The 24,251-nt window shown below is 45.9% G+C and carries 18 protein-coding genes; 4 read left to right on the forward strand and 14 right to left on the reverse strand.

The annotated features are described in order from the left end of the window. Positions 1–7: 7 nt before the first annotated feature. The 3 genes from WKT20_RS08725 to ruvA form a co-directional block, all read right to left on the reverse strand. Positions 8–3,130: a SusC/RagA family TonB-linked outer membrane protein gene (locus WKT20_RS08725; RefSeq protein WP_118162812.1), complete on the reverse strand. Its 3,123-nt coding sequence runs from the start codon at positions 3,128–3,130 to the stop codon at positions 8–10. Positions 3,131–3,344: 214 nt separating this feature from the next. Beyond that, positions 3,345–4,172, reverse strand: a complete 828-nt coding sequence (gene lgt, locus WKT20_RS08730; protein ID WP_118162810.1) for a prolipoprotein diacylglyceryl transferase — start codon at positions 4,170–4,172, stop codon at positions 3,345–3,347. A gap of 228 nt (positions 4,173–4,400) precedes the next feature. Continuing rightward, the gene (gene ruvA / locus WKT20_RS08735) at positions 4,401–4,997 is read right to left on the reverse strand and encodes a Holliday junction branch migration protein RuvA (protein WP_117747568.1); all 597 of its coding nucleotides are present in this window, start codon (positions 4,995–4,997) and stop codon (positions 4,401–4,403) included. A gap of 171 nt (positions 4,998–5,168) precedes the next feature. Between ruvA and WKT20_RS08740 the strand changes: the two genes are divergently transcribed. Beyond that, complete coding sequence (locus tag WKT20_RS08740) at positions 5,169–6,068, forward strand: diaminopimelate dehydrogenase (RefSeq protein ID WP_117702572.1); 900 nt, start codon at positions 5,169–5,171, stop codon at positions 6,066–6,068. A gap of 68 nt (positions 6,069–6,136) precedes the next feature. Here WKT20_RS08740 and WKT20_RS08745 read toward each other — a convergent pair whose 3' ends face one another. The 4 genes from WKT20_RS08745 to glmS form a co-directional block, all read right to left on the reverse strand. After that, positions 6,137–6,982, reverse strand: a complete 846-nt coding sequence (locus WKT20_RS08745) for an SDR family oxidoreductase (protein ID WP_117747593.1) — start codon at positions 6,980–6,982, stop codon at positions 6,137–6,139. 1 nt (position 6,983) lies between these two features. Continuing rightward, a complete protein-coding gene (locus tag WKT20_RS08750) occupies positions 6,984–8,207 on the reverse strand; it encodes an NADH:flavin oxidoreductase (RefSeq protein ID WP_118338002.1) in 1,224 nt (407 codons plus the stop codon). A 14-nt stretch (positions 8,208–8,221) separates the two neighbouring features. Further along, positions 8,222–8,989: a DUF1295 domain-containing protein gene (locus tag WKT20_RS08755; RefSeq protein WP_117702545.1), complete on the reverse strand. Its 768-nt coding sequence runs from the start codon at positions 8,987–8,989 to the stop codon at positions 8,222–8,224. 221 nt (positions 8,990–9,210) lie between these two features. Then, entirely contained in the window at positions 9,211–11,055 is a 1,845-nt protein-coding gene (gene glmS, locus WKT20_RS08760) for a glutamine--fructose-6-phosphate transaminase (isomerizing) (protein ID WP_118338001.1), read from the reverse strand. Between the two features lie 210 nt (positions 11,056–11,265). Between glmS and WKT20_RS08765 the strand changes: the two genes are divergently transcribed. After that, positions 11,266–11,838: a superoxide dismutase gene (locus WKT20_RS08765; RefSeq protein ID WP_118338000.1), complete on the forward strand. Its 573-nt coding sequence runs from the start codon at positions 11,266–11,268 to the stop codon at positions 11,836–11,838. A gap of 71 nt (positions 11,839–11,909) precedes the next feature. Here the strand turns inward: WKT20_RS08765 and WKT20_RS08770 are convergent, their stop codons facing one another. From WKT20_RS08770 to WKT20_RS08790, 5 genes are read right to left on the reverse strand one after another with little or no spacing between them, the layout of a single operon-like run. Then, entirely contained in the window at positions 11,910–14,276 is a 2,367-nt protein-coding gene (locus tag WKT20_RS08770; protein WP_340417231.1) for an FtsX-like permease family protein, read from the reverse strand. Between the two features lie 22 nt (positions 14,277–14,298). After that, entirely contained in the window at positions 14,299–16,653 is a 2,355-nt protein-coding gene (locus WKT20_RS08775; protein WP_118337999.1) for an ABC transporter permease, read from the reverse strand. 35 nt (positions 16,654–16,688) lie between these two features. Continuing rightward, positions 16,689–17,315, reverse strand: coding sequence for a GIN domain-containing protein (locus WKT20_RS08780; RefSeq protein ID WP_118244453.1), 627 nt, complete (start codon positions 17,313–17,315; stop codon positions 16,689–16,691). Positions 17,316–17,328: 13 nt separating this feature from the next. Further along, complete coding sequence (locus tag WKT20_RS08785) at positions 17,329–18,579, reverse strand: efflux RND transporter periplasmic adaptor subunit (protein WP_117673706.1); 1,251 nt, start codon at positions 18,577–18,579, stop codon at positions 17,329–17,331. 25 nt (positions 18,580–18,604) lie between these two features. Beyond that, positions 18,605–19,975 (reverse strand): TolC family protein, encoded by a 1,371-nt coding sequence (locus WKT20_RS08790; protein ID WP_340417232.1) that lies wholly within the window; start codon positions 19,973–19,975, stop codon positions 18,605–18,607. A gap of 212 nt (positions 19,976–20,187) precedes the next feature. On the opposite strand from WKT20_RS08790, the gene WKT20_RS08795 reads away from it, so the two are divergent. Both WKT20_RS08795 and WKT20_RS08800 read left to right on the forward strand, forming a co-directional pair. Then, a complete protein-coding gene (locus WKT20_RS08795; protein ID WP_117702539.1) occupies positions 20,188–21,561 on the forward strand; it encodes a sigma-54-dependent transcriptional regulator in 1,374 nt (457 codons plus the stop codon). After that, positions 21,551–22,855: a sensor histidine kinase gene (locus WKT20_RS08800; protein ID WP_340417233.1), complete on the forward strand. Its 1,305-nt coding sequence runs from the start codon at positions 21,551–21,553 to the stop codon at positions 22,853–22,855. Before WKT20_RS08795 ends, WKT20_RS08800 begins: the two co-directional genes overlap by 11 nt. Positions 22,856–22,929: 74 nt before the next feature. On the opposite strand, the gene WKT20_RS08805 is transcribed toward WKT20_RS08800, so the two are convergent. Then, positions 22,930–23,376: a hypothetical protein gene (locus WKT20_RS08805; protein ID WP_007564513.1), complete on the reverse strand. Its 447-nt coding sequence runs from the start codon at positions 23,374–23,376 to the stop codon at positions 22,930–22,932. 166 nt (positions 23,377–23,542) lie between these two features. Beyond that, a complete protein-coding gene (locus WKT20_RS08810; RefSeq protein ID WP_040313445.1) occupies positions 23,543–24,187 on the reverse strand; it encodes a MarC family protein in 645 nt (214 codons plus the stop codon). Positions 24,188–24,251 lie beyond the last annotated feature (64 nt).

Genomic DNA, 24,251 nt, shown 5'->3' on the forward strand with positions numbered 1-24,251 from the left:
TTTTAAATTAGAAACCAATTTGTAAACCAAATGATACAGAAGTTGCAAGCGGGTAATTCCAGTTCGGGTTTTCCGGGTCCGGACAAGTCAGACTCTTGCTCTTAATAGTCAGCAGGTTTTGACCTGACAGATAGATTCTTGCGCTAGACATCTTAAACTTGGACAAGAAAGTAGCAGGTACTGTGTATCCCAATTGGAGGGTACGCAATTTCATGTATGAACCATTTTCTACATAGTAGCTAGAAGCTCTACCTTCATCCGCAGTGTTATTGGTAGTCAAAGCCGGAATAGTAGAGCTGGTGTTGTTGGTATTCCAAGCACCCAGTAAACGGGTTCCTTTGTTAGAGCCAGCATCTACAATACTCCAGAAGTCTGTCTGTGCTTTCTGGTTGTTATATACATCCTGATTGCAAACGCCCTGCCAGAACATTGTCAAATCGAAGTTCTTGTAGTTCAACGCAATGTTCAAGCCATAAGAGAAAGCAGGAACCGGATTATAAATCCACTCTTGGTCATCTTGAGTAATGATTCCGTTTCCATCTACATCTTTATATTTTAAACCACCTACACGGGCATTAGCCTGTCCGGATTTATCTACTTCTTCTTGAGTCTGGAACAAGCCTTCTACAATATAACCTACTGAAGAACCATAAGGCATGCCTGACTGTACCAAGTTTTCTCTAGAAGTATGGGCGTAAGCTCCTGTCGTAGTCGACGGCAGATAAGTAACCTTGTTACGGAAGAAGTCTACATTGGCATTGATATCCAAACCTAGTCCACAGGCCAGTGACTTACGGTATCCTACGTTGAATTCCATACCCCAGTTGCGTAAAGAAGGACCATTCAACCAAGAAGCACCTCCTTCACCAATGGCACCCAAGTAAGCCGGATTAATCAACATATCACTGACATTCTTCACATATCCATCGATAGTACCATACAAACTACCATTCAAGAGTGTAAAATCTGTACCCACGTTATACTGTGTAGCAGATTCCCATTTCAAGTTAGGATTGGCAAGCTGAGTAGCACGATATCCTGAAGGGAAGGTTCCTGAGCCCTGAAGATACAAGTCGTATGCGGTAGAAGTCACACGGTCCAATCCGTAATCCACTACATACAAACCAAACTGTGCATTATTATCAATTGCCTGGTTACCAGTCTGTCCCCAAGACAATCTCACTTTCCAGTCATCCATCCAACTTGCTTTTATCCATTTAGACACACGCAAACCCAATGTAGCTGCTGGGAAAGTACCCCAACGGTGACCTTTACCAAAACGAGAAGAACCATCTTGACGGATAGTGAATGAAGCCAGCACCAAGTCGTCAAAATTATAGTCAATCTTACCAAAGAAAGAAGCCAGACGATAACCAACTTTTGCACCGGTATTCTTCATGACGCCTGTCGCAGCATTCGGCCACATATAATCCACATCTTCCAATGCATATCCTTCTGAATAAGCAGAAAAATCGATGGAACTCTGCTTTGACAATTCAGATCCCAACAAAATATTGAAATCATGTTTCTTCGCCACATTGAAATTGTAGTTGATGGTATTCGACCATGTCCAGTTCACTTCATTCTTATTTGACAAGGTAGTCTTAGCGATATCATTGTTGACAATATCAGAATGGAAAGTGTGCGTCATTGAATTAATGATTGAATTATACGTATCAATACCGAAGTTAGAACGGAATACAAAACCTTTGAAAGGCTTAATATCTATATATCCGTTACCAAACAAACGCCAATAGTCCAAATGATTGTCTTTGTTGTGATACAGCTCACGCATCGGGTTCTGACGGTCGCTCATACCACCTACCGGACCAGCAAAAGTAGTACCATCTTCTTCATATACCGGTACGGTCGGAGCCATCTTCAATGCATTTTCCATCGGAGCGCAATCTACCTGGCTTGAATAAGTCACTGTGAAGTTCTCACCGATAGTCACATACTTGTTCACATTGTATGAAGAGTTCATACGGGCAGAGATATTCTCAAAATCTGTATATTTCAAGATACCGTTGTTTTTCTTGTAACCCAATGAGAACATGGTAGAATGTTTGTCATTCGCATGAGAAAGAGAAAGGTCATAATTCTGAGAAAAACCGACTCTTGAAATTTCATCTAACCAGTCTGTATCAGAATAACGCATCGTCTTCTTGCTGTTGATGTATCCGTCATACAATCCGTTGACGGTATAATTCACATACTGGCTGGTACTCGGGTTCCAAACTGTAATTGGTGTACCTGAAGCTGCATTTAAGTTCAGACCATAGTTGCTGGTATACGCCACTGGATCCAATCCGTCATTCAATGCGGCCTGTGCCATGGCTGTAGCATATTCCGATGAATTACAAACATTCATCAATGACTGAGAAGAATAAAACTGGGCAGTCAGATTGGCAGAGAAAGCTATTTTCACCTTGTCTGCCTTCTTTCCTTTCTTAGTAGTAATGATGATTACACCATTAGAAGCTCGTGAACCATAGATAGAAGCGGAAGCCGCATCTTTCAATACCTGCATACTCTCAATATCATTGGCATTCAATGAATTTAAAGACATGTTAGTAGGCACACCATCAATCACATAAAGCGGATCCTGAGAAGAGTTAAAAGAACCGATACCACGAATACGAACCGTAGCCGTACCACTCGGCGAACCGTTGGTCGTAACTGTCATACCAGCTACTTTTCCCTGCAAAGCTTTCATCGGATCTGGGTCCGGAGCCGTTTTCAATGCATCGGTAGAAACCACAGCCACAGAACCAGTCAAATCGGCTTTACGCTGAGTTGTATAACCAGTGACAACCACCTCTTCCAGCATTTCAGAATCTTCTTCCAGTACAATATTTAAAACCGAATTAGCCTTTAAAGTTTGGGATTTAAAACCTACATAAGAAACTACAATTTCAGCCCCTTGCTTCACTGTGAGAGAAAACTTACCGTCAAAATCGGTAATTGTACCATTTGTTGTTCCCTTTTCCAATACAGTTGCCCCAATAACTGGCAAATCATCAGACTTGGAAATAACAGTTCCAGACACCTGCAAGTTTTGTGCTTGCATACCCAAACATGCCATCAAGAACAGGCACGTAAGAAAGAACGTTCTTTTCATGCTTTCCATTGTTACATTAAAATTAAGTTCAACATTTAACACATAGATACAAGTTTCTAATAAGATTTCTTATCAAAAACAACATTGCAAATGTACCGTTCATCTTTTAGCATAAGCATAAAAAATGTTTCCTCCCGTTGCATTTTTGTTACAAAGAAACAAAAGTACAACAAGAGGAAACATTTATAAGATATTACATTTCAAACTCTTAACAAATTCCGATTCAAAAGGCTTCTTTCCTTTTTCCGCTGGTTGCAATCAGATATATACCTAACAATATCAACGGCACACTCAACCATTGTCCGATGTTCAATGTCATGCCTACTTCTTCAGCTACCTGTGGATTCTTCATGAATTCCAATCCGAACCGAGCACCGAAAAAGATTAACAAAGAAACGCCTGTAGTCAATCCGATTCGTTTTCCTAAATGAAGCTTGTGATACATGAACCACGATACGACCAGTGCTACCAGACAGTACAACATTTCATAAATCTGAGTAGGATGACAAGCCTGCGCCACTCCATTCTGATTGTATAATTCCTGCCATTCACGCGAGCGGACAAACTCAAATCCCCATGGTAAAGTTGTAGGATAACCGAAAATCTCGGAGTTCATCAGGTTACCGAAACGGATACACATACAAACCACCGCTACGGCAGGTATCATACGGTCGAACAACCACCACACGTTTTTTTTCGTCACTGTCTTAGAATACCAGATTAAAGCCAGTATCAAGGCAAATACACCTCCGTGACTGGCCAGTCCGCCTTTCCAAATTTTCAGGATTTCTGCCGGATGCGCTCCATAATAATCCCATTCATAAAACAGGCAGTGCCCCAGACGAGCTCCAATTACACTGCTGACAATACAATATACAAACAGTTTGTCAGCCCAGTTTTCCGGATACCCTTCCTTCTTAAACAAACGGGAGACCATTTCGTAAGCCAGAATAAATCCCAGCCCCCACATCAGCCCGTACCAACGGATTTCGAGCGAACCCAAATGAACCAGCACCGGATCCACATCCCATACAATACTCGCAAATGTCATGCTACTTAATTTTTAATCAATAAACTTCACAAAGGAACAAAAAAAATGCATTGCTTCAAAACAGAAGAAACACTCTTTGAGGGTGCGGCGCCCTTTCACGCGAAGACCAACCCCACCGCTCAGTACTCCCTAAGCAGTACTTCAGTACTTCCGCGGGAGTACTCCAATACTGCCAGGAAAGTACTACAGTACAGCCAAGGAAGTACTGGCAAACAATAACATCCTGATTTAAAGTCGCTTTAAAGCAAGTTTAATCACTTTTTCCACAGGTGCATCCGGTTCCTCCTTGAGAATCTGCGCGGTCACCTTTTGAGAAGGTGCCTGTGCAAATCCCAACATAGTCAATGCAGCCACTGCCTCTTCATATATTTCCGCATTGGCAGCTACAGCCACCGATTTGACGGTTGCCGCACTCTCTATACCTGTCACTGCAATCTTATCTTTCAGCTCCACAATGATGCGCTGGGCCGTTTTCAAGCCAATTCCCTTCACGGTCTTCAGCAGTTTGTCGTTTCCACTGCCAATCACGTTACACAATTCCGAAGGAGAAAGTGCCGACAAAATCATACGTGCCGTATTTCCTCCAATGCCCGATACACTGATAAGCAACAAAAACAATTCCCTCTCCTGACGGGTGGCAAATCCATATAACACATACGCATCTTCACGGATGGCCTCATATATATAGAGTTTGACCTCCTTTTTTCCCTGTACGGCAGAGTAAGTGTTCAGCGACACATTAATTCCATATCCTAATCCATTACACTCTACAACCACCCACGCCGGAGTAGCATCCACAAGTTCTCCTTTGATATATTCAATCATGTTTTTCTAACAATTTATAAAATGGAGAACAAAAATAACGATAAGAAAGTTATAAATTGTAAGTTCAGCCAGATTTTTTTGGAATTCGTGGCTTTATTGCTTGTTTGGAATGATTCTAATTCTGTATTTTTGCGCCAACTAAAACGAAACAACTTAAAACAAATAAGAAATATGAAAAAGATTAGAGCAGCCGTAGTAGGTTACGGAAACATCGGAAAATTCACACTGGAAGCTCTTGAAGCAGCTCCTGATTTTGAAGTAGCAGGTATCGTACGCCGTAATGGAGCAGAAAACAAACCTGCAGAACTGGCCGATTATCCTGTAGTAAAAGATATTCGCGAACTGAAAGATGTAGATGTAGCTATTCTGGCAACTCCGACCCGCAGCGTAGAACAATATGCAAAAGAAATCCTTGCATTAGGCATCAACACGGTAGACAGCTTCGACATCCACACTCAGATTACCAGCCTGCGCCGTTCTTTGGGTGAAACAGCAAAAGCTCACAACGCAGTAGCTATCATTTCTGCCGGATGGGATCCGGGAAGCGACTCTGTAGTACGCACGCTGCTGGAAGCCATCGCTCCGAAAGGAATCACTTACACTAACTTCGGTCCGGGCCGCAGCATGGGACATTCTGTAGCCGTTCGCGCCATTGCCGGAGTAAAAGATGCGTTGTCTATGACTATTCCGATGGGAACAGGTATTCACCGCCGTATGGTATATGTAGAACTGGAAGAAGGTGCAGATTTCAAGACAGTAGAAGCAGCCATCAAAGCTGACCCCTATTTTGTAAACGATGAAACACACGTTATCCAAGTTCCTTGCGTAGACGACCTGAACGATGTAGGTCACGGTGTAAACCTGGTTCGCAAAGGTGTATCAGGTAAGACTCACAACCAGCTCTTCGAATTTGACATGAAGATCAACAACCCGGCTCTGACAGCTCAGGTACTGGTTTGTGTAGCTCGTGCTTCTATGAAGCAGCAACCGGGATGCTACACCATGATTGAAGTTCCGGTTATCGACCTGTTAGCAGGCGACCGTGAAGAACTGATTGCTCACTTGGTATAATACATAATCTTTAACGATACGGGCCGACTTGTCACACAGATAAGCCGGCCCGTTTTCATTTATACATCTTATAACCACTTCTTCACAATCTCCTCTGTACGCTCCCACAACTCCTGCTGTTGCACATGAGGAAGATACTTCCCGGATAACCTTACAGCATGTCCGCTTACATTCAATGTACCGGTACGCTTGCCTGCCTCTTCATCCAGCAGCAAACCGATGGCCGTGGCTGCCCCTTGACGAGGTGTCCGGATAAACGGCCGGAAGAAAATATCCGTTAAAGGGTCAAACCACATGTGCATGGTGATAATATCCGTCGAAACAATGCCCGGATCAGCCGCATTCACCACAATTCCTCTCTCCTTCACACGAGCTGCCAATTCAAGCGTAAAAAGTGTCAAAGCTAATTTCGTATTGCTATAAACCGGAATTCGCCAGAAACTCCCCTTCTTTCCGCGCAAGAAAAAATCCGGGAAATCCAGCCGGCCGATTGCATACGTACACGACACCATGTTGACTACTCTGCTCCCCTCTCCCACTAGTGGAAGCAACCTGCGTGTCAACAGATAAGGCCCCACATAATTCACACTCACCGTACGTTCCAGTCCATCCTCCGTCAGTCTGCGACCGGTTTCCATCGTCCCGGCATTGTTCATCAGCAATGCCAGTCTCTCCCCACGGGCACAGAGTCGCTCCGCAAAGTCAGCCACAGAAGCCAACGAAGCCAAATCAATATACATGACCTCCACCTCCGGATTCCCCGTTTCCTTCACCACCCACTCTCTTTTAGCCTCAGCTTTTTCCTTGTTACAGCAGGCCATTATCACCCGATAACCAGCCAACGCCACCGCACGGGTAATCTCTGTTCCCATTCCTCCGTCGGCACCTGTAATCACTGCTAATTTACGCTCCATCTCATCCCTTGCTTTCAATTCGTTCGATTTCTTTCTTCAGACAAGGCGGCAGTTCCTCCTGCAAATGCTGATGACAAGCCATGTCCAACGTGTACATACGGGCAATGCAATAATTACTGTGACGACAATTGCACCGTGCATTCTCTTCCTGTCGCATACGATTCACAAAGTCAGGCTCATTCAGCAACGCACGTCCCATCTGTACCGCTTCAAAGCCATGATTCAATACCTCCTCTATTTTCTGTCGCGACACCAGACCTCCCACATACACCAACGGTATATCCAGTGCCTCCCGAAACTTCAAGGCATCTTCCAGGAAATAAGCCTCACGGAAAGGCACAGAGGGTATCATGTATTTACCTACTAGTCGCACACCATACTTCAACCACCAACAGGTCATGTAGTGCGTCATGGTTCGGATAGGCATCTCGCCCCGCATCACATACATCGGTGCCTTACTGACAAATCCGCCGCTCAACACCAGCGCATGTGCTCCTAATTCCTGCAGTTTCCGTGCCACCTGTAAGGACTCGTCCAGTTCCATACCTCCCCGAAAACCGTCGCGCATATTCATTTTCACCAGCACAGCCATATCATTCCCCGCTGCTTTCATCACTTCCTCCATCACCATCTCCATGAAACGCATGCGGTTCGCTAACGTTCCGCCAAATTCATCCTTCCGATGATTGATAGAAGGGGAAAGAAACTGACTAATCAGGTATCCATGCCCGGCATGTATTTCCACTGCATCAAATCCTGCTTCACGCGCCAGACACACAGACCGTCCGTAAGCTTTCGCCATTTCCGGCAATTCATCGGCACGCAATCCGCGCACAAAAGTCGGTGAATACAAATTGAATCCGCTGCTTGCTCCTACCGGAAGGCATCCACAAATACTCTTATGCGACATATTACCACAATGCCCCAGTTGAATGCTTGCTGCAGCCCCTTCGACATGTACCGCATCCGTCAGCTCACGCAGTCCCGGCACAATCTCCGGGCTCATCCACAACTGACGGTCAAATGAAAGTCCACTACGCGTTACGGCTGCATACGCCACCGTAGTCATTCCCACCCCACCAGCAGCCACCGAACGGTGATAATCCAGCAATTGCGGTGAAGGCACATTTCCCGGACACATGCTTTCAAATGCGGCCGAACGAATACTACGGTTACGCAGTGTCAACGGCCCCAAAGTGACCGGAGTAAATAAAAGTGAATCCATCTTTCCTCCTTTTCCTAATATATATAAGGTATAATTCTTTTTCTGCTACCTACCGCCTGCTTTCCGAACTCCTCACAATAGCGTTTGTAAATGGCATCGGCACGCGGCACCAGATTGGCTGCTGTCCACCACACAAACACCCAAGCCGCAGGAGAAACCGTCAGCAAAGCAAATCCGGTCCATTCCACCAACTCCCCAAAGTAATTGGCTGAAGTCACATAGCGATAAAAACCTTTCTCCGGCAGGTAATGACGTGTATCGCCCGGCTTCCGTAAATTCCGGATTACATGGTCTGCATGCAGATTAATGGCCATTCCTATGAAAAATATCGCGGCTCCTATCCAAGGTAAAGGATTTGTCCAAAATGTGGCCGGTTCGTACTTCCCCGGCAATGCACAACTGAAAAAGCTGGCAGCCAACAAGGTCACATTGATTACATTGAAAAGTATTCCCATCGCCATGATAGCCAGCGGCATCCGGCTCTTCCCTTTCATCAGCAACGGAAAGACAAACGAACGTTGAAAATAATGCAGCATGAACAGTCCTACAAATACGGCCTGCGGAGTATACGCCTCTACTCCTGCCTTCCACGCCCAAAGCCCCATTACCACAAATGAAGGAGCTTCCATCAGTATCCAGCCTACTTTGTTCGGCACAGACCATCCCCAGGAGCGGGTACGAAATATGCCGTACCCGGCCTTCACAAAATAAAGTGCTACAAAGACTATCACTGCCAGGAAGGACAGGACATATAGCATGATTTGATAAGTTTCGTAATTCATAGCGTGCGGTTTTGCCTTTGAAGATAAAGAAAATATCTGTAAAAAGGAAAAACAGCACGCTTTCTTCTTACTTATCAACCATTAATTATGAATTACTTACGGTTTTCTCTTTTTCAACACTATGTTTTCAAATCTGAGACAATAAAGAGTAAAAATCCCTGCATTTCTCACCAAAGGCGTCAGAAATACAGGGATTTCAGTGTATCTGTGAAAAACTTACGTTATTCCACCGTTACAGACTTAGCCAGATTGCGTGGCTGGTCGACATCCATTCCACGGCAAACTGCAATGTAATAGGCCAACAACTGCAACGGAATGGAAGCTACTAACGGATTCAGACATTCCAGCGTAGCGGGAAGTTCGATGCTGTAATCAGCCAAGTTTCGGATAACCGTGTCTCCTTCGGTTACTACGGCTACCACTCTTCCCTTGCGGGCTTTGATTTCCTGAATGTTGCTCAGCACTTTTTCGTACAAGGGCGACTGTGTGGCCACGATGACCACCGGCATTTCGGCATCAATCAGAGCAATAGGGCCGTGTTTCATCTCGGCGGCCGGATAACCTTCGGCATGGATGTACGAAATTTCTTTCAGCTTCAAGGCTCCTTCCAAGGCAACCGGAAAGGCGTATCCCCGACCTAAATAAATGAAGTTGCGGGCGTAGGTAAACATCTTTGAAAAATCGGCAATGAACGAATGCTGCTTCAGGACGGTCCGCATCTTTTCAGGGACGGCAACCAGTTCTTTCACTATCCGATGATACTCTTCTTCCGAAAGTGTACCTTTTTCTCGTCCCAACGCCAAAGCCAGCAGGGTGAGCACGGTAACCTGTCCGGTAAAGGCTTTCGTAGAAGCCACTCCGATTTCGGGACCCACATGGATATAGGAACCGGTATCCGTAGCACGGGCAATGGAAGAACCGATGACGTTACAGATACCATAGATAAAGGCTCCCTGCGACTTGGCCAGTTCAATGGCAGCTAATGTGTCGGCAGTTTCTCCGCTCTGGGAGATAGCGATGACTACGTCATCAGGATGAATCACCGGATTACGGTAACGAAACTCGGAGGCGTATTCCACTTCCACCGGAATGCGGCAGAAGCTTTCAATCAGTTGCTTGCCGATGAGTCCGGCATGCCAGGAAGTACCGCAGGCTACGATAATAAAGCGTCCGGCACGCAACAGTTGTTCCTTGTAGTTGGACACGGCGGAAAGGGTGACCGTACAAGTGTCCGTATTCACGCGCCCACGCATACAGTCGCTGATGCAGTCGGGCTGGTCGAAGATTTCTTTCAGCATGAAGTGGGGGAAACCTCCTTTTTCCAGCTGCCCGATATTAAGGGCTACGGTCTGTGCCTCATGCGGGCATTCTACATTATTCAAGTCGACAATCTTCAAGGGAGCACCTGCCCGTAGTACGGCTATTTCTCCGTCAGAGAGATACACCACCTGATTGGTGTAAGTCACCATGGGAGTGGCATCAGAAGCCAAGAAGAACTCTCCCTCGCCTACTCCGACGACTAACGGGCTACTCTTGCGGGCAGCAATAATCTCGTCGGGATGCTTACGGTCGACTACTGCAATGGCATAAGCACCGATAACTTCCCGTAAAGCTAACTGCACAGCGGTCAGCAAGTCCAGGTTGCCTTGCTGCTGGATATAGCCTATCAACTGCACCAGCACTTCCGTATCGGTGCTGCTCTTAAAGGTGCAGCCTTTGGCCTGCAGCTTTTCTTTCAGCACGGCATAATTCTCAATAATCCCGTTGTGTACCAGTGCCAAATCACCATTCTGACTGCAATGCGGATGAGCATTTACCGTACTGGGCTCTCCATGGGTGGCCCAACGCGTATGAGCAATTCCCACGTAACCGGACACATCCTGCCCTTCGGCTGTCCGTTCCAAATCAGCTACTTTTCCCACGGATTTATACACATTCAACTGATGAGTGTCGCTCATCAAGGCCGCTCCGGCACTATCATATCCGCGATACTCCAGGCGCTTCAGGCCTTCTACCAATATCGGCCAAGCCTTTCGCTTTCCGATATATCCTACAATTCCACACATGTTACTTTTAACCTTAAAATATTATAGAAATCTACCTAATCTGTCAGCGAAATTACGATTTCTCACAGTATAGAGGGAATTTAGGGAGAGATTTTCTATGAAAACACCGATTTTTATATTAAATTAGTACCGCAGTTTCAACTTTACGAACGATTTGTTTGTTTATATAGAAACAGAATTGAAATTTATCAACTTTAAATCAAGAAAAAAATGAAACATTTACTTCCTGAACTTCCTTATCAACTGGAAGCACTGGCTCCGAAAATGAGCAAAGAAACACTGGAATATCATTACGGAAAACATTTGCAAACGTACATAGACAACCTGAACAAATTGATTGCCGGTACGCCTTACGAAGAAAAAACGCTGGAGCAAATCTTGCTGGAAGCGGAAGGGCCGATGTTTAACAATGCAGCCCAGACCTGGAACCATACGTTCTTCTTTGATACACTGACTCCTCATCAGCCGGAAATACCTCAACCTTTAGCAGATGCGTTGACTCGCGATTTCGGTTCGGTAGAAACTTTCAAAGAGAAGTTTACACAGGCAGCCACCACGCTATTCGGTTCGGGATGGACCTGGCTGGTGAGTGACAAAGACGGACATTTGTCCATCGTCAGCGAATCGAACGCCGGAAATCCGCTCAAGAAGGGACTGAAACCGTTACTGGTTATCGACGTGTGGGAACATGCCTACTACATTGACTACCGCAACCGCCGGGCGGCCTTCATCGAAGCATTCTGGACATTGGTGGACTGGCAGAAAGTAGCTGCCCGTCTCTAAGATATAAATCGGGGCCTCGGCAAATGGCGGAGGTCCCGATTGTTTTATCTGTTTTTACACACTATGAAAAATTATTCGGTCTTAATGTGATTCACCGGATTTTCACGAACGGCTCCCCAACTGATGAGACACACGGAGCCTAAAGAAATCAAGGCTACCAACAGAAAGGCAACGCCAAACACGCCCCACATCGCCATGGGTGAATAGTGCAGGATACCGTCTATCTGCTGTACACCGAACCACGCCAAAGGAACGGCCAACAGCATGCCTGCCAGCAAAGACAGCAGGGAGAAACGAAGCAGTCGTGCCCGCTCCATACCTGCACTGGAACCAAAAACCTTTCGGATGGCCATGTCGCGCTTGCGCTGGCTGATGAAATAAATGCTCATGGCGGTCAGTCCCAATAGGGAAATCAATAGAGCTGCACACGTGAAGGCCACAATAGTAGTACGCATGTGCAACAAATCTTTGTAGACTTCCTTGATTTCATCGGCATACCATTTAGATTCAAAGGGAATACCCTCCACCACTTCCGAAAACAAGGCATCAAGTTCTCTCTTATATGCTGCCTGATTGCCTTCAATGGTTTCTACCAGTACGTTCCAGGGCCTTACTTTGTCCGGATGCTCTACTGAAATCATGGTGGGTGACTGCGGAAGGAGAATGGAACCGAATTTGATGTCGGCATACCGCCCGCCTACAGCATACTGGCGGCCATATTCATTCCGCAATTCTGCCGTACGCGCGTAATCCAGCTGCAAAGAATCGAACGTACTTTCGGAGAAATACATGTTCCCCCATTTCCGTGGAAGTTTCCTATCGTCGAACACCTGGATGTGAAAGATGTCCAAGAAGGCTGAATCGGTACGGAACACCTGAAAACTGACATTTTGAGGTATCCCGTTGTTGTCGTAAAGCTGGGTGGTATTGTTGTTTCCGCGGTTTACAGGCGTACCGGCAGTCAAGCAGACATTCTTTACAAAGGGCTTCTTACGGGCTTCGTCACGAAAAAGACGTATCTTTTCGGAGGAACCGACTGTCATGGCAGGATAGTCGAGCACATGACCGTACGTATAACCCAACGGTTCACGCAGAATCCGGTAGATTTGTGCGGACAGATAGAGGGTGCAAGTCAGCATGGCTACGGTGAGTCCGCTCTGTACCACATACAGTGCCCGAAGGTACACCGCCTTGGTTTTCCGACGGAAAGTGCCTTTCACCACATCCAGCGGATGGTAGTGAGAAAGCAGAACAGCAGGTACCACTCCGGCCAGCAAGGAAAGCAGAACAATGCCTATCAAATAGATTAGCAAAGTGATGGCGTTTAAGTCGCCCCAGATGTCCAGCCGTGTTTGCAGCAGGTCACAGGCCGTCGGTTCCACAGCCTTAGCCAACAGCAAAGCCAGCAGAAAGGCTCCTGTGGTAAACAAGGCCGACTCTCCCAACAAGCGCCAGAAGATACTCCGTGCGGAAGAGCCCAACAACCGGCGGGTAGCCATTTCTTTGGCACGATAGCTTACTTGTGCCACGCACATGCTGACGTAATTGAATACAGCCATCAGCAGAATCAGAATACCTGCCACTAAGAATATCCAGACTTTCACCGGATTGTACTGACGTAGCTGAAGACTTATTATTTCGGAGAAACACACGTCTTTCAACGGCATCCAGAATGCCTCACGGAACAACTCATGCTGATATCCCCAGGAAAAGGTTTTGAGAAAAGACAGCATATCGGCAGCTTTCTGATCGGGATTGACACCTTGAGGAAAACGGACCAGTATCGTCGTCCCTCCCATGTTGTTCATATCCGGATTGCGCATACTGCTTCCCCAGTTCACAAAATCCACATAGTCGAATGGTACAATGGCTTCTACCTCATCGGGGATAACAGAGTTATCAAAGTCTTTTATGATGCCTGTCACTGTGTACATCTCCTTCTTGTCTGCAGACAAACGAAGCATCTTGCCTTCCGCAGGTTCATCCCCAAACAGTTTACGGGCAGCCGATTCGGTCAGCACGATGCTATGTGCATCGACCAGTGCCTGTTCCGGATTTCCCGACAACAGCGAATAGCCAAAGAAACGGAGGAAATTATCTTTCACACAATATATTTCGAGGCTGGTTTTCCGGTTTTCTATTACCGCATAACTCCCCGAGTTACAAGCTTCAGCATTCACAGCGCACCAGTCGGCCATTTCCGGATAACGGTTGGCCAGCCGTTCACCCACCAGGTAATTGCTGGCGCTATATTCCTCGTTCGACAACACATAAATATGCTCGATGTCCTTTATATCGCTGCCCACAGTGAGCTGTCGCACTACCATATTGGCAATAAGCAGCACGAACATCAGAGAGATGCCCAGTCCCGCCACGTTGACCAGCGTAAACAGCTTGTTGCGTTGAAGATAGGTAAAATAGGTTTTCAGTCCTTTCATCGTATTTTATAGTTTAATGTATTTATTCCGTCTTAATACTCCGTACGGGGTTTTCATTGGCATTCTTCCAGCACTGGAATGTCACTGTCAGTACCGTAATGAGACTGACCAGCAGGAAGGAGGCCACAAATACCCAGGCACGGATAGGCGTCTTGTCGGAGAAGCTTTCCAGCCAGTCGTGCCCTATCCACCAACCAAAGGGAACTGCCAGTACGAAGCAGACCACCAGCATAACGAAATAACGCTTGGTAAACATATAGAGAATCTCACCAGTGGAACTTCCCATGATTTTCCGGATACCAATCTCCTTCCGGCGGTATTCGCTTTCAAATAAGGTCAGTCCGAACACACCAATCATGCTGAGGACAATGGCTATCAGGGAGAACAATAGAATCTGACGGGTGAAACGCAATTCCCGACGATAGTTCTGGTCAATCACCTCATCCATGAAACGGAATCTGAAATCACGGCCCGGTGCCATCTTTTCTGTTGCCTCAGCCAAGCGGTGAAGCATGTCCACTTTGTCTACTCCCGCAGCCACCCGGATGTTCAAGATATTGTTGGCATCCCAATTTGCATGGTCTTTTCCGTAAATGAAGAAGGCCATCGGCTCTACGGCATCGTTGTTGCGGAAGCTGCTGAAACAGATGTTCTCACAGAATCCAATCACTGGATAATCCTCAGGGACAGCCGGTTCATCGACTCTCATCCAAGGATATTTCTTCCGAGCTGCTTCGTTGAAAATATACACATCCCCGTCGCCCGGCTTGAAGTTACGGCCTTCGATAATCTTGATGCCCATCACCGACAAATAGCGGTAGTCCACCGGAAAACAAGTCATATTGATAGACCGGTCTCCACTCCCTCTTCCCCACGACATGTAATTATCGGCTGAACTTAAAACAAACTGGGAGATTGAAATGCCTTCTATGCCCGAAATCCCGGATAATTCACTGACAATCGCTTCCCTGCGATCGAGATATTCATAAGGAATCGCTCCTACCAATACGACCTCCTTGTCGTAGCCATAGTCGCTCTGCTGAATATAACGGCTCTGCAGGTACATGATGCCCACGGAGATAATCAGCATGAAAGAGACAAAGAACTGGAAACAAACCAGAAACGTACGCAGCATCTTGCCCTTCGGAGAAAGGCCGAACGAACCTTTCAACACCAATGCCGGCGGAAAAGAGGTGACGTAGTAAGAAGGATAGGCTCCAGCCAGCAAGCCCATGCACACGGCCATTCCGCCCAAAGCTATCAGTAGGTTCGGATGATTCATCAAAGAGAGGTCTGATGCCACCAAGGTATTCAGGGAGGTGTCTTGCAACAGATAGAGCCAGAGCAAGGACAGCAGGAAGCCACACACACAAACCAATACGGATTCCAACAACAAATACATCCGCAAGGAGAAAGTGGAAGCACCCAACACCTTCTGGGTATTGATGGAACGTAACCGCATGGGAGTTTCTGCCAGTGAGAAGTTCATGTAGTTGACTGCTGCTGTAAGCAGAATCAGCACCGATACACACAGCAGCAGGTACACGGCGGCCTTGCTGGTAGCTGCCTTATTGCCTACCGTAGAATAGTGTACTTCGTCCAACGGCGTAAAATGAATGAAATTCTCCCAGTCTTCATCTCCGCTAATCCGGTCTCTTGGAATATTCTGCTTGCAGTTTTCAATAACCGACCGTTCCACATCGGGCAATGAAGCTGGACTGTCAAGCCGGATATACAAGGCATAATTCCAGTTTCTCCACGAATCTTTGTTCAGGTTCGGGGAGTAGGAGGAAAAAACACAGTTTCCTAACTGGGAGTTTTCCGGCATGTCCTGATAAACTCCTCCTACCACCAACGGCTGGTTACGAGATTTACGGTCTACGTAGATGGTCTTGCCAATGGCATCCGTGGTACCGAAAAAGCGACGGGCCATGGATGCGGAAATCAGGGCATGGCCGGGTTCATTGAGGGAGGCGGTTGTACCGCACACCATAGTAGGCTGAAATACCTCCAGGTAATCACCAAATCCCGTAAACCAAGGTTCAGAGTAAATGTGTTCGTCTACCTCAAAATCATTGAGAGAGTTTGACAATGAAGTAACTGAAATGGCCTGTATGTGTGGAGAAGAAGCTCCCACCAGCTCACAGAAAGGACGAGCCAGCCAGATTTGCCAGCCGTAATCTCCGCCTGCATCCACTTCTACCCGGTAAATACGATCGTGTGCCGGATAGGCTTTGTTGTAGTTATAGTCGTAATCCACCTGCGTCAGAATGACGAAACAGGCCGCAAAGGCAATACTCAATCCTAACAGATTCAATACGCTGGCCGTAAAGAAACGCCGGAAGGTATGCGAGAAATTTCTAAGAAGTGTGTTCATGAGTGGTAAGTGTTTTTATACTGCAATTACGAAATTTATTCACCGACTTTCAACCGCCGGGTGGAGACGCTGCCGATTCCGTCTTTGGAGATTTGAGCCGATTTAGCCTTTCCACTTAAAGTGAGACTGCCTACACCTTCTATGCTGGCATCCAGGTGTTCGCAATCTACGGCCAGTTCACCGCTTCCTACACCTTCCAGACTGACTTGCACATTCCGGGCGCGCAAGTCGGTCACGTGCAGACTGCCCACGCCTTCCACATCAAACTTCACATCCTTCAGGTTCAGGCGGGACTTGCAATTGAATGATCCGACACCTTCAAAAGCTACTTTCTGCAAATCGGGTGCACTGATGTAAATAGAGAGTCCGTTCACATTCCGGGTAGTTTTCTTACCTTTCTCAGCCCACGCAATCAGCAATACTCCGTCTTTCACCGTACACTTTGTCTGGTCTACCCATTTCTTTTCTCCCTCTACACGAAGAGAATAGGTATCCGACTGAGTGAAATACACACTGGCCACACTCTCCACTTCAATGGAATGGAAAGGATTCACACTGCGGGTTTCACTTACTTTTTCTTCGTTACCACTTTTTGCACTGGCACAGTTTACACACATCAAACCCATTACCAAACCTGCCAATATACGTACTATCTTTTTCATCACAATTTATTTTTTAGTTTAACACCAATACTTCATTGTCTTTGTAACTCTCATAACCGGAAACGATGACGCGTTCGCCTTTTTCCAGTCCTTCCAGCACCTCATAATACTGCGGATTCTGACGTCCGATGCGGATTTTACGACGATAGGCCTTCTTCCCATCCTTGTCGACCACGAAAATCCAGTTTCCTCCGGTCACTTGGAAGAAGGTACCCTTCGGAATCAGCACGCTTTCGGTAGGCTCACCCAGCTGCAGGTCGATGTAGTAGGTCTGTCCGCTACGGATGTTCTCCGGACGGTTGCCCTGAAAGATGAAATCCGTACGGAAACGTCCCTCACGTACTTCCGGATATACCTTGCGCACCTTCAAGTTAAACGAAGAACCCTGACGTTCAAAAGTAGCGGGCAGCCCGTTAGTCACACGGTCGATGTAGTGCTCGTCAATCATGGCCTCGATTTTGAAGTCCGACAAATCATTAATCTGTCCCACCATCTGTCCGGCGTTGATATTCTGTCCTAATTCTGCATCCAGCAATCCTAATTCTCCGTCAATGGTAGCCCGCACCTCCAGCTTATCTTTCCGTTCGCGAATCAGCAAGACGTTCTTGCGCATGTTCTGCAAGTTATCTTCCATCTGATCCATCTGAATGTTACGGTAAATGGAGTCCTGCACCAGACGTTCCGTAATCAGTTTATGCTTCTTTTGGGCCACTTCATAATCTTCCTTGGCTTGAAGATATTCTTCGCGGCTGATAAGACGTTCCTTGTACAGACGCTGGTACTGCTGGAACGTACGCTGTTTGCGGCGCGTATCAATGTCAAGCTGTACTTTCTCGGTTTCGTTGTTCAACTTGTCCTGCTGCATGGTGACCTGCGTATTACGGAGCAGGTTCTGCTTTTCGGCCAGTTCAGACTCCGCATTCAGAATCTGCAAATCCAGGTTGGAGTTACTGAGACGAAGAATCACGTCGCCTTTCTTCACATGAGCTCCTTCTTCCACCACCTTTTCCTGCACGATACCTCCCTCTTCGGGACTGAGTTGTACCACGGAAATAGGCTGCACCTGCCCGTTCACACGGATATAGTCATTGAACTTTCCATAAGTCACGTCGGCAATGTTCAGCGATTTACCGTCGACTTTCAATGTAGAAGCATGATTGCCGAAAATAATCCAGCCCAACAGCAGAAGAATAACGGCTCCTCCCCCAATATAAGGAAGATGTTTCTTCTGGATTCCTTTTTTCTTTTCTAACTGTATATCCATAATATCGTCTTTTTTCAATTTCTATTTATTTGTCTGTGTCATCAAACCCGCGAATAATTTCTTCTCCCTTGTAATAGTCTACCAGACGGCATTTCATCAGGTAGGTCAGTTTACTTTGCAACAGCAAAGTCTCGCTTTCGAGCAAGGTGGCTGCATTGTTCTGTACATCGAGTGAAGTCATCAAGCCTTCCTCGTACTTGCGCCGGGTGACATGATAGGCCAGTGAGTCGGAACTGACTTTCTTTTCCATCTGTATGCTCTCTTTCAGATAGCCTTCCCGGTCCTGTACGGCCTGAAGCACCAATTTCTGCAATTCCTCTTTCTGCGATTCATATTGTTCACAAGCAATGCGGTAATTGTTTTTTGCCTGACGCATGCTGGTTACTCCCGAAAGCCGGTTGAAAATAGGAATACTCATGCTGATGCCCACGTAGGAACCGAAGTTATTGTTGAACTGGGTACGGAAATCAGGATAAGCCGTAGAATGAAGTTCCTTATAATAGGAACTGGAGATTCCACCGAACAACGTGATGGACGGTACCACATTGGCCCATGAAATCTTACGGCGCATATAGGCCACTTTCGCATTCAGCGCAGCTTGCTGCAGGGTAGGATTGACATTCAGTGCGATACGGAACACATCGTCCGCACGCTCCTGAGTCAACTGAATATATTGAAGTGTCTGTGTATCGAGTACGGCAGTATCCAACTGTAAAGTATCTTCTGCCGGAAAATTCATTTTCTGTTTCAATGTCAGCAAGGCTGTTTCATACAAGTTCTTCTGATGGGTGAGGTTGTAACTGTCCGTAGCCTGCTGGGCTTCCATTTGGGCTACATCCGACAAGCCTTTCAAGCCTAATTCCTCCTGACGGCATGTTTTGTACAGCAGCGAATCACTTTCCTGCAATTTCTTGCGGGCCAGTCGCAAAGTGCCGTAGCAATACAGAGCATCGATATAAGCCTGAAAAGTCTCTAACGCTGTATTATCTTTAGCTTCCTGCCAGGCAGCTTTTCCCATCAGCCAGGCAGCCTTTGCCCGACGCACCTCGTTCACCAGTCCCCCGCCACGGAAAATCGGCATGGAAGCTTCCATGGAATAACCGTTGTTGAAAGTAGACAAGGTGTTGTAGGTATTGGTTTCCGGATCGACTGAACGACCGAAATTATATTGTACGCTGGTACCGGCGGTTACCCCGGGTAAGAAACTACCGATAGCCTTCATGCGATCCAATCTTGCATTGTCTGCTTCCAGTTCCCGCTGCCGGACGGTACGGTTGTGCTGTACGGCGTAGTTCATACAGCGGTCTACGTCCCATACCTCTTGTGCCGTAGCTTCCAGCCCCATCCAACCGGAAAAGAAGCAAATCATCATGCGTAATAGATTCTTTTTATTCATATTGTTTTCTTTTATCCGCAAAAGAGCATTCAAATACCGTGCCAAAGTTTTATTCAATTCATTTTCAATAAGATAGAATATTACATAGAATCTCAAGTGTCTAATTTTTTGACAATGAGTGTCTAATTTTTTGTCACTGTGCATATTTTTTAGACATTTTTGAGGGCTATGCCTTGAAAATTCCTATTTTTGTCGCAAAATCTCAATCACAGATGGCAAAACAAGGAACTTTACTCGTTGTAGATGACAACCGCAACATACTTACTTCTCTGCAATATCTTCTGGAAGAATATTTCCAGCAAGTAATCACCCTGAATTCTCCCGTAACCATTCCTTCCCTACTACAACGGGAAGCGATTGATGTGGTGCTGCTGGACATGAACTTTTCTTCCGGCATCAACAGCGGGAATGAGGGACTTTACTGGTTGCGCGAAATCAAACGGCTGCGTCCGCAGATTCAAGTGGTATTGTTCACTGCCTATGCCGACATCAACTTAGCGGTAACAGGGCTGAAGGATGGAGCGACCGACTTCATTGTAAAGCCTTGGGACAATGCCAAACTGGTGCAGACTCTGCAAGAAGCCTATGCCAAAGCCCGAGGAAACGAGAAGAAAGGAAAGCAGGCCTCACAACCGACGGAAAAATCGAGTATGTACTGGGGAAATTCCTCCGTCATCCGTCCGCTACGACTGTTGGTTGAGAAGGTCAGCACGACCGATGCCAATATCCTGATTACCGGAGAAAACGGTACGGGAAAAGATATGCTGGCACGAGAAATTCACCGGCTGTCTCCCCACCGCAACGGTCCGATGGTGGCCGTCGATATGGGAGCCATTACCGAATCACTGTTTGAAAGCGAATTATTCGGTCATGTAAAAGGTTCGTTTACCGATGCCCACACCGACCGGGTAGGACGTTTTGAAGCAGCCGATGGCGGAACCTTGTTTCTCGATGAGATTGCCAACCTGCCCTATCACCTGCAAGCCAAACTGTTGACGGTGATTCAGAAGCGTTATTTTATCAAGGTGGGAAGCAATACTCCCCAGCCGACCAATATCCGGCTGATTTGTGCCACGAACCGCAACCTAGATGAAATGGTACACAATGGAGAGTTTCGTGAAGACCTGCTGTATCGCATCAATACCATTCATTTACACATTCCGGCTCTCCGAGAACGGAAAGAAGACATCCTTCCTCTGGCACAGCGTTTCTTAGAACAATATAATCAGCAATACCTGCGCACACTGACCGGATTCAGTGCCGATGCAGAACAGCGTCTGCTGAATTATCCCTGGTATGGAAATATCCGTGAGCTACAACATACCATTGAAAAGGCAGTTATCCTTTCAGAAGGAAATCTGTTGAAAGCCGAAAACCTGCAACTGACAGAAATTTCGGGACAAGATACTCCAAGCATACACGAAGAGAATAAAGAAGACACTCCGCTGCAAACCTTGGACGAGATGGAGAAAAATCTCGTCAAGAAAGCCATCGAACAATGCGATGGTAATTTGTCACAGGCAGCGGCACAATTGGGCATTACGCGACAGACACTTTACAACAAGATGAAACGTCATGGCATCTAAATGGTTATCTTCTCCACTGGCACGGATCGCATTCCTCACAGGAGGTACCGTACTGCTGACGCTCGGTATCAACCAAGATGAGAATGAATGGATCTGGATAGGAGGTTTTCTGATTGCCTTAGCCATCTATCTGTTTTATTCCAGCCAGAAACAGTTGCGCGAAAAAAGCTGGCTGATGCTGGAAGCTATCCGCAACAGGGATTATTCTTTCCGCCTTCCTAGGCATGGCTTCATCGGAGGAGAACGTATTTTGCAAAATGCACTCAACGAGTTCGGTGCCATGATGGGCGAACAGAAACAATTAATGGAACAACGGGAACGGTTTTATGAACAGGTTCTCTCAGGCATCAGTTCCGGCATCATCGTGCTGGACGAACAAAACAAAATCATACAAACCAATCCGGCTGCCACAAGGCTGTTAGGACTTCCGGCCCTCGGTACCCTGCAACAACTGAAACGTTATGGAAATGATATACCTGAATTACTCATCTCGCTTCCTGCAGGTGAACGGTGTAACCTGCAATATGCTACTTCCAAAGGGGAAATCCAACTGTTAGTGCGTGCCTCTATTATGGAATTAGGAGGAAATACGGTAAAGATTCTTACCCTGAATGATATTCGTAACGAAATGGACACAAAAGAGCTTGAATCGTGGATAAAACTGACCAGGGTACTGACACACGAAATCATGAACTCCATCGCTCCGATTTCTTCTCTAAGCGAAACTTTCCTGCTACGAAAAGATGTAATTGATAGTCCGATTTACGAAGGTATCCGTGCCATTCATGAAACCTCTACCGGACTTATTTCCTTTGTAGACAGTTACCGGAAGTTTTCTGCGCTTCAGAAACCTTCACCAGAGCCGTTCTATCTGAAAGAACTCCTTCTTCAGGTAAAAAGCATCCATTTAATCCCCTCGCACATTCAGTTGACACTCCAGATTGAGCCGGACGACCTGATGCTGTATGCCGACCCTAACCTGATTCGCCAGGTACTTATCAATCTTCTCAAGAATGCCACACAAGCTATTGGAGAAAATAAAGGAAAAATCCACATACGAGCCTATTCCACCAAGGAAGAACATATCTTAGTCTATGTCAGCAACGACGGTCCTGCCATCCCTGAAAAGGAAGCAGAAGAAATCTTTGTACCGTTCTTTACCACTAAAAAAGAAGGTAGCGGAATCGGTCTCTCTCTTTCCCGACAGATTATGAAGCTTTCTAATGGCAGTATCAGCCTGTTAAAAGCAGAAACCAACGGATGGAATACCACCTTCGTTTTGGAATTCTTTTAAACAAAAAGAAGCCCCGAATTACGTTTATTCAGGGCTTCTCTAGTAAAATTGAATCATAACAACTAACGGTATTTTTAAACCATCGCTAAGTCGGAAGAATCCGACTCACGTTTTCTCAAAAGCATTTTCAAACCTTCCAATAAATTCCGACATCCATCATTCATCTCCTCATTGCCATTCCTATAACCAAAATCCACATCACATGAAGGCATATCGGCTTTAGATTTACGTTTGCAGATATCTGCAAACAAATGAATCTTATGCCAATTACGATAATCCATAAAGCGAGTCAGCAAATCTTTCTGCCACGGCTCCATTACCACTACGAAGTCGGCTTCATCGCGTAAAGCTTCGTTCATGCTCCGTTCCAACTTTCTCCCTCCCGGAGAACCAAATTCTGTCATCTCAGCTGTTACCACCTCCACATCGGTCATGTCAGCTTCGGTGAGTTTCTTCTTGAAAAGAGACTCCATTGAGAACAGCTTTCCGACACGTTCCAGACCGACTAATAGCACTTTCATAAAATCAAATTTTAAAAGTTAATAAAAAGAAGGTACTGAAAATCCTTTCTCGAATTAAATGTAACAATTTAATTCGGTCAGACAAACGAATAACAGAATATTAGCAGAAAATACACATTAATTATGATTTGATATACTTAAAATGCAAATCATAATTAATTATCATCTACAAACGGCTTCCTTGAATGATATCAATCAAAATCGGACGCATTCCTCCGACAAAACATTCTACTGCAATCACCATCAGAATCAATCCCATCAGACGCATCATCACATTATTACCCGTTTCCCCAATAATGCGAACCAGTTTCGTAGATAAACGTAAAATAATATAAGTAAGTATATACACCAAAGCTATCACGGAAACAAGGGTAACTTTCAAACTCCATGTACGCGCATCATCCATCATGATAATACCATTGGCAATAGCGCCCGGTCCACACAACATCGGAATGGAGAGCGGCGTGATTGAAATATCGTTTGCATAAGCTTTAATCTCCTCGTCTTTCAACTTCGTATTGGTATAGCGTGCCTGCAACATATCATAGCCAATCTTCAGGATGATAATACCTGCTGCAATACGAAATCCATTGGTAGATATCCCGAAAAACTTAAACAAGAACTGCCCGCAAAATGTAAATGCAATCAGTATAATAAAAGAAATGATTGTAGCTCTTTTCACAATATGTTGTCGCTCTTTTTCTTCCAAACCATTCGTCATTGTCAAAAAGACCGGCATTGTACCCAAAGGGTTTGTCAACGTAAAAAAAGAGGTAAAGCACAACAGTGCATAAGGTAAGATTGTATCCATAAAATATATATTTTAAAACCTAAAACAAAGATACAATAAAATCTGAGTTATGGATACAAAAAAG

This window comes from Phocaeicola sp. ICN-14070 (genome assembly GCF_037892625.1).
GTDB classification, from domain to species: domain Bacteria; phylum Bacteroidota; class Bacteroidia; order Bacteroidales; family Bacteroidaceae; genus Phocaeicola; species Phocaeicola plebeius.

Bases quoted from the DNA above. Each gene is read 5' to 3' on its own strand.
- WKT20_RS08725 (WP_118162812.1), bottom strand. From the start codon at position 3,130: ATGGAAAGCATGAAAAGAACGTTCTTTCTTACGTGCCTGTTCTTGATG.
- lgt (WP_118162810.1), bottom strand. From the start codon at position 4,172: ATGACATTTGCGAGTATTGTATGGGATGTGGATCCGGTGCTGGTTCAT.
- ruvA (WP_117747568.1), bottom strand. From the start codon at position 4,997: ATGATTGAATATATCAAAGGAGAACTTGTGGATGCTACTCCGGCGTGG.
- WKT20_RS08740 (WP_117702572.1), top strand. From the start codon at position 5,169: ATGAAAAAGATTAGAGCAGCCGTAGTAGGTTACGGAAACATCGGAAAA.
- WKT20_RS08745 (WP_117747593.1), bottom strand. From the start codon at position 6,982: ATGGAGCGTAAATTAGCAGTGATTACAGGTGCCGACGGAGGAATGGGA.
- WKT20_RS08750 (WP_118338002.1), bottom strand. From the start codon at position 8,207: ATGGATTCACTTTTATTTACTCCGGTCACTTTGGGGCCGTTGACACTG.
- WKT20_RS08755 (WP_117702545.1), bottom strand. From the start codon at position 8,989: ATGAATTACGAAACTTATCAAATCATGCTATATGTCCTGTCCTTCCTG.
- glmS (WP_118338001.1), bottom strand. From the start codon at position 11,055: ATGTGTGGAATTGTAGGATATATCGGAAAGCGAAAGGCTTGGCCGATA.
- WKT20_RS08765 (WP_118338000.1), top strand. From the start codon at position 11,266: ATGAAACATTTACTTCCTGAACTTCCTTATCAACTGGAAGCACTGGCT.
- WKT20_RS08770 (WP_340417231.1), bottom strand. From the start codon at position 14,276: ATGAAAGGACTGAAAACCTATTTTACCTATCTTCAACGCAACAAGCTG.
- WKT20_RS08775 (WP_118337999.1), bottom strand. From the start codon at position 16,653: ATGAACACACTTCTTAGAAATTTCTCGCATACCTTCCGGCGTTTCTTT.
- WKT20_RS08780 (WP_118244453.1), bottom strand. From the start codon at position 17,315: ATGAAAAAGATAGTACGTATATTGGCAGGTTTGGTAATGGGTTTGATG.
- WKT20_RS08785 (WP_117673706.1), bottom strand. From the start codon at position 18,579: ATGGATATACAGTTAGAAAAGAAAAAAGGAATCCAGAAGAAACATCTT.
- WKT20_RS08790 (WP_340417232.1), bottom strand. From the start codon at position 19,975: ATGAATAAAAAGAATCTATTACGCATGATGATTTGCTTCTTTTCCGGT.
- WKT20_RS08795 (WP_117702539.1), top strand. From the start codon at position 20,188: ATGGCAAAACAAGGAACTTTACTCGTTGTAGATGACAACCGCAACATA.
- WKT20_RS08800 (WP_340417233.1), top strand. From the start codon at position 21,551: ATGGCATCTAAATGGTTATCTTCTCCACTGGCACGGATCGCATTCCTC.
- WKT20_RS08805 (WP_007564513.1), bottom strand. From the start codon at position 23,376: ATGAAAGTGCTATTAGTCGGTCTGGAACGTGTCGGAAAGCTGTTCTCA.
- WKT20_RS08810 (WP_040313445.1), bottom strand. From the start codon at position 24,187: ATGGATACAATCTTACCTTATGCACTGTTGTGCTTTACCTCTTTTTTT.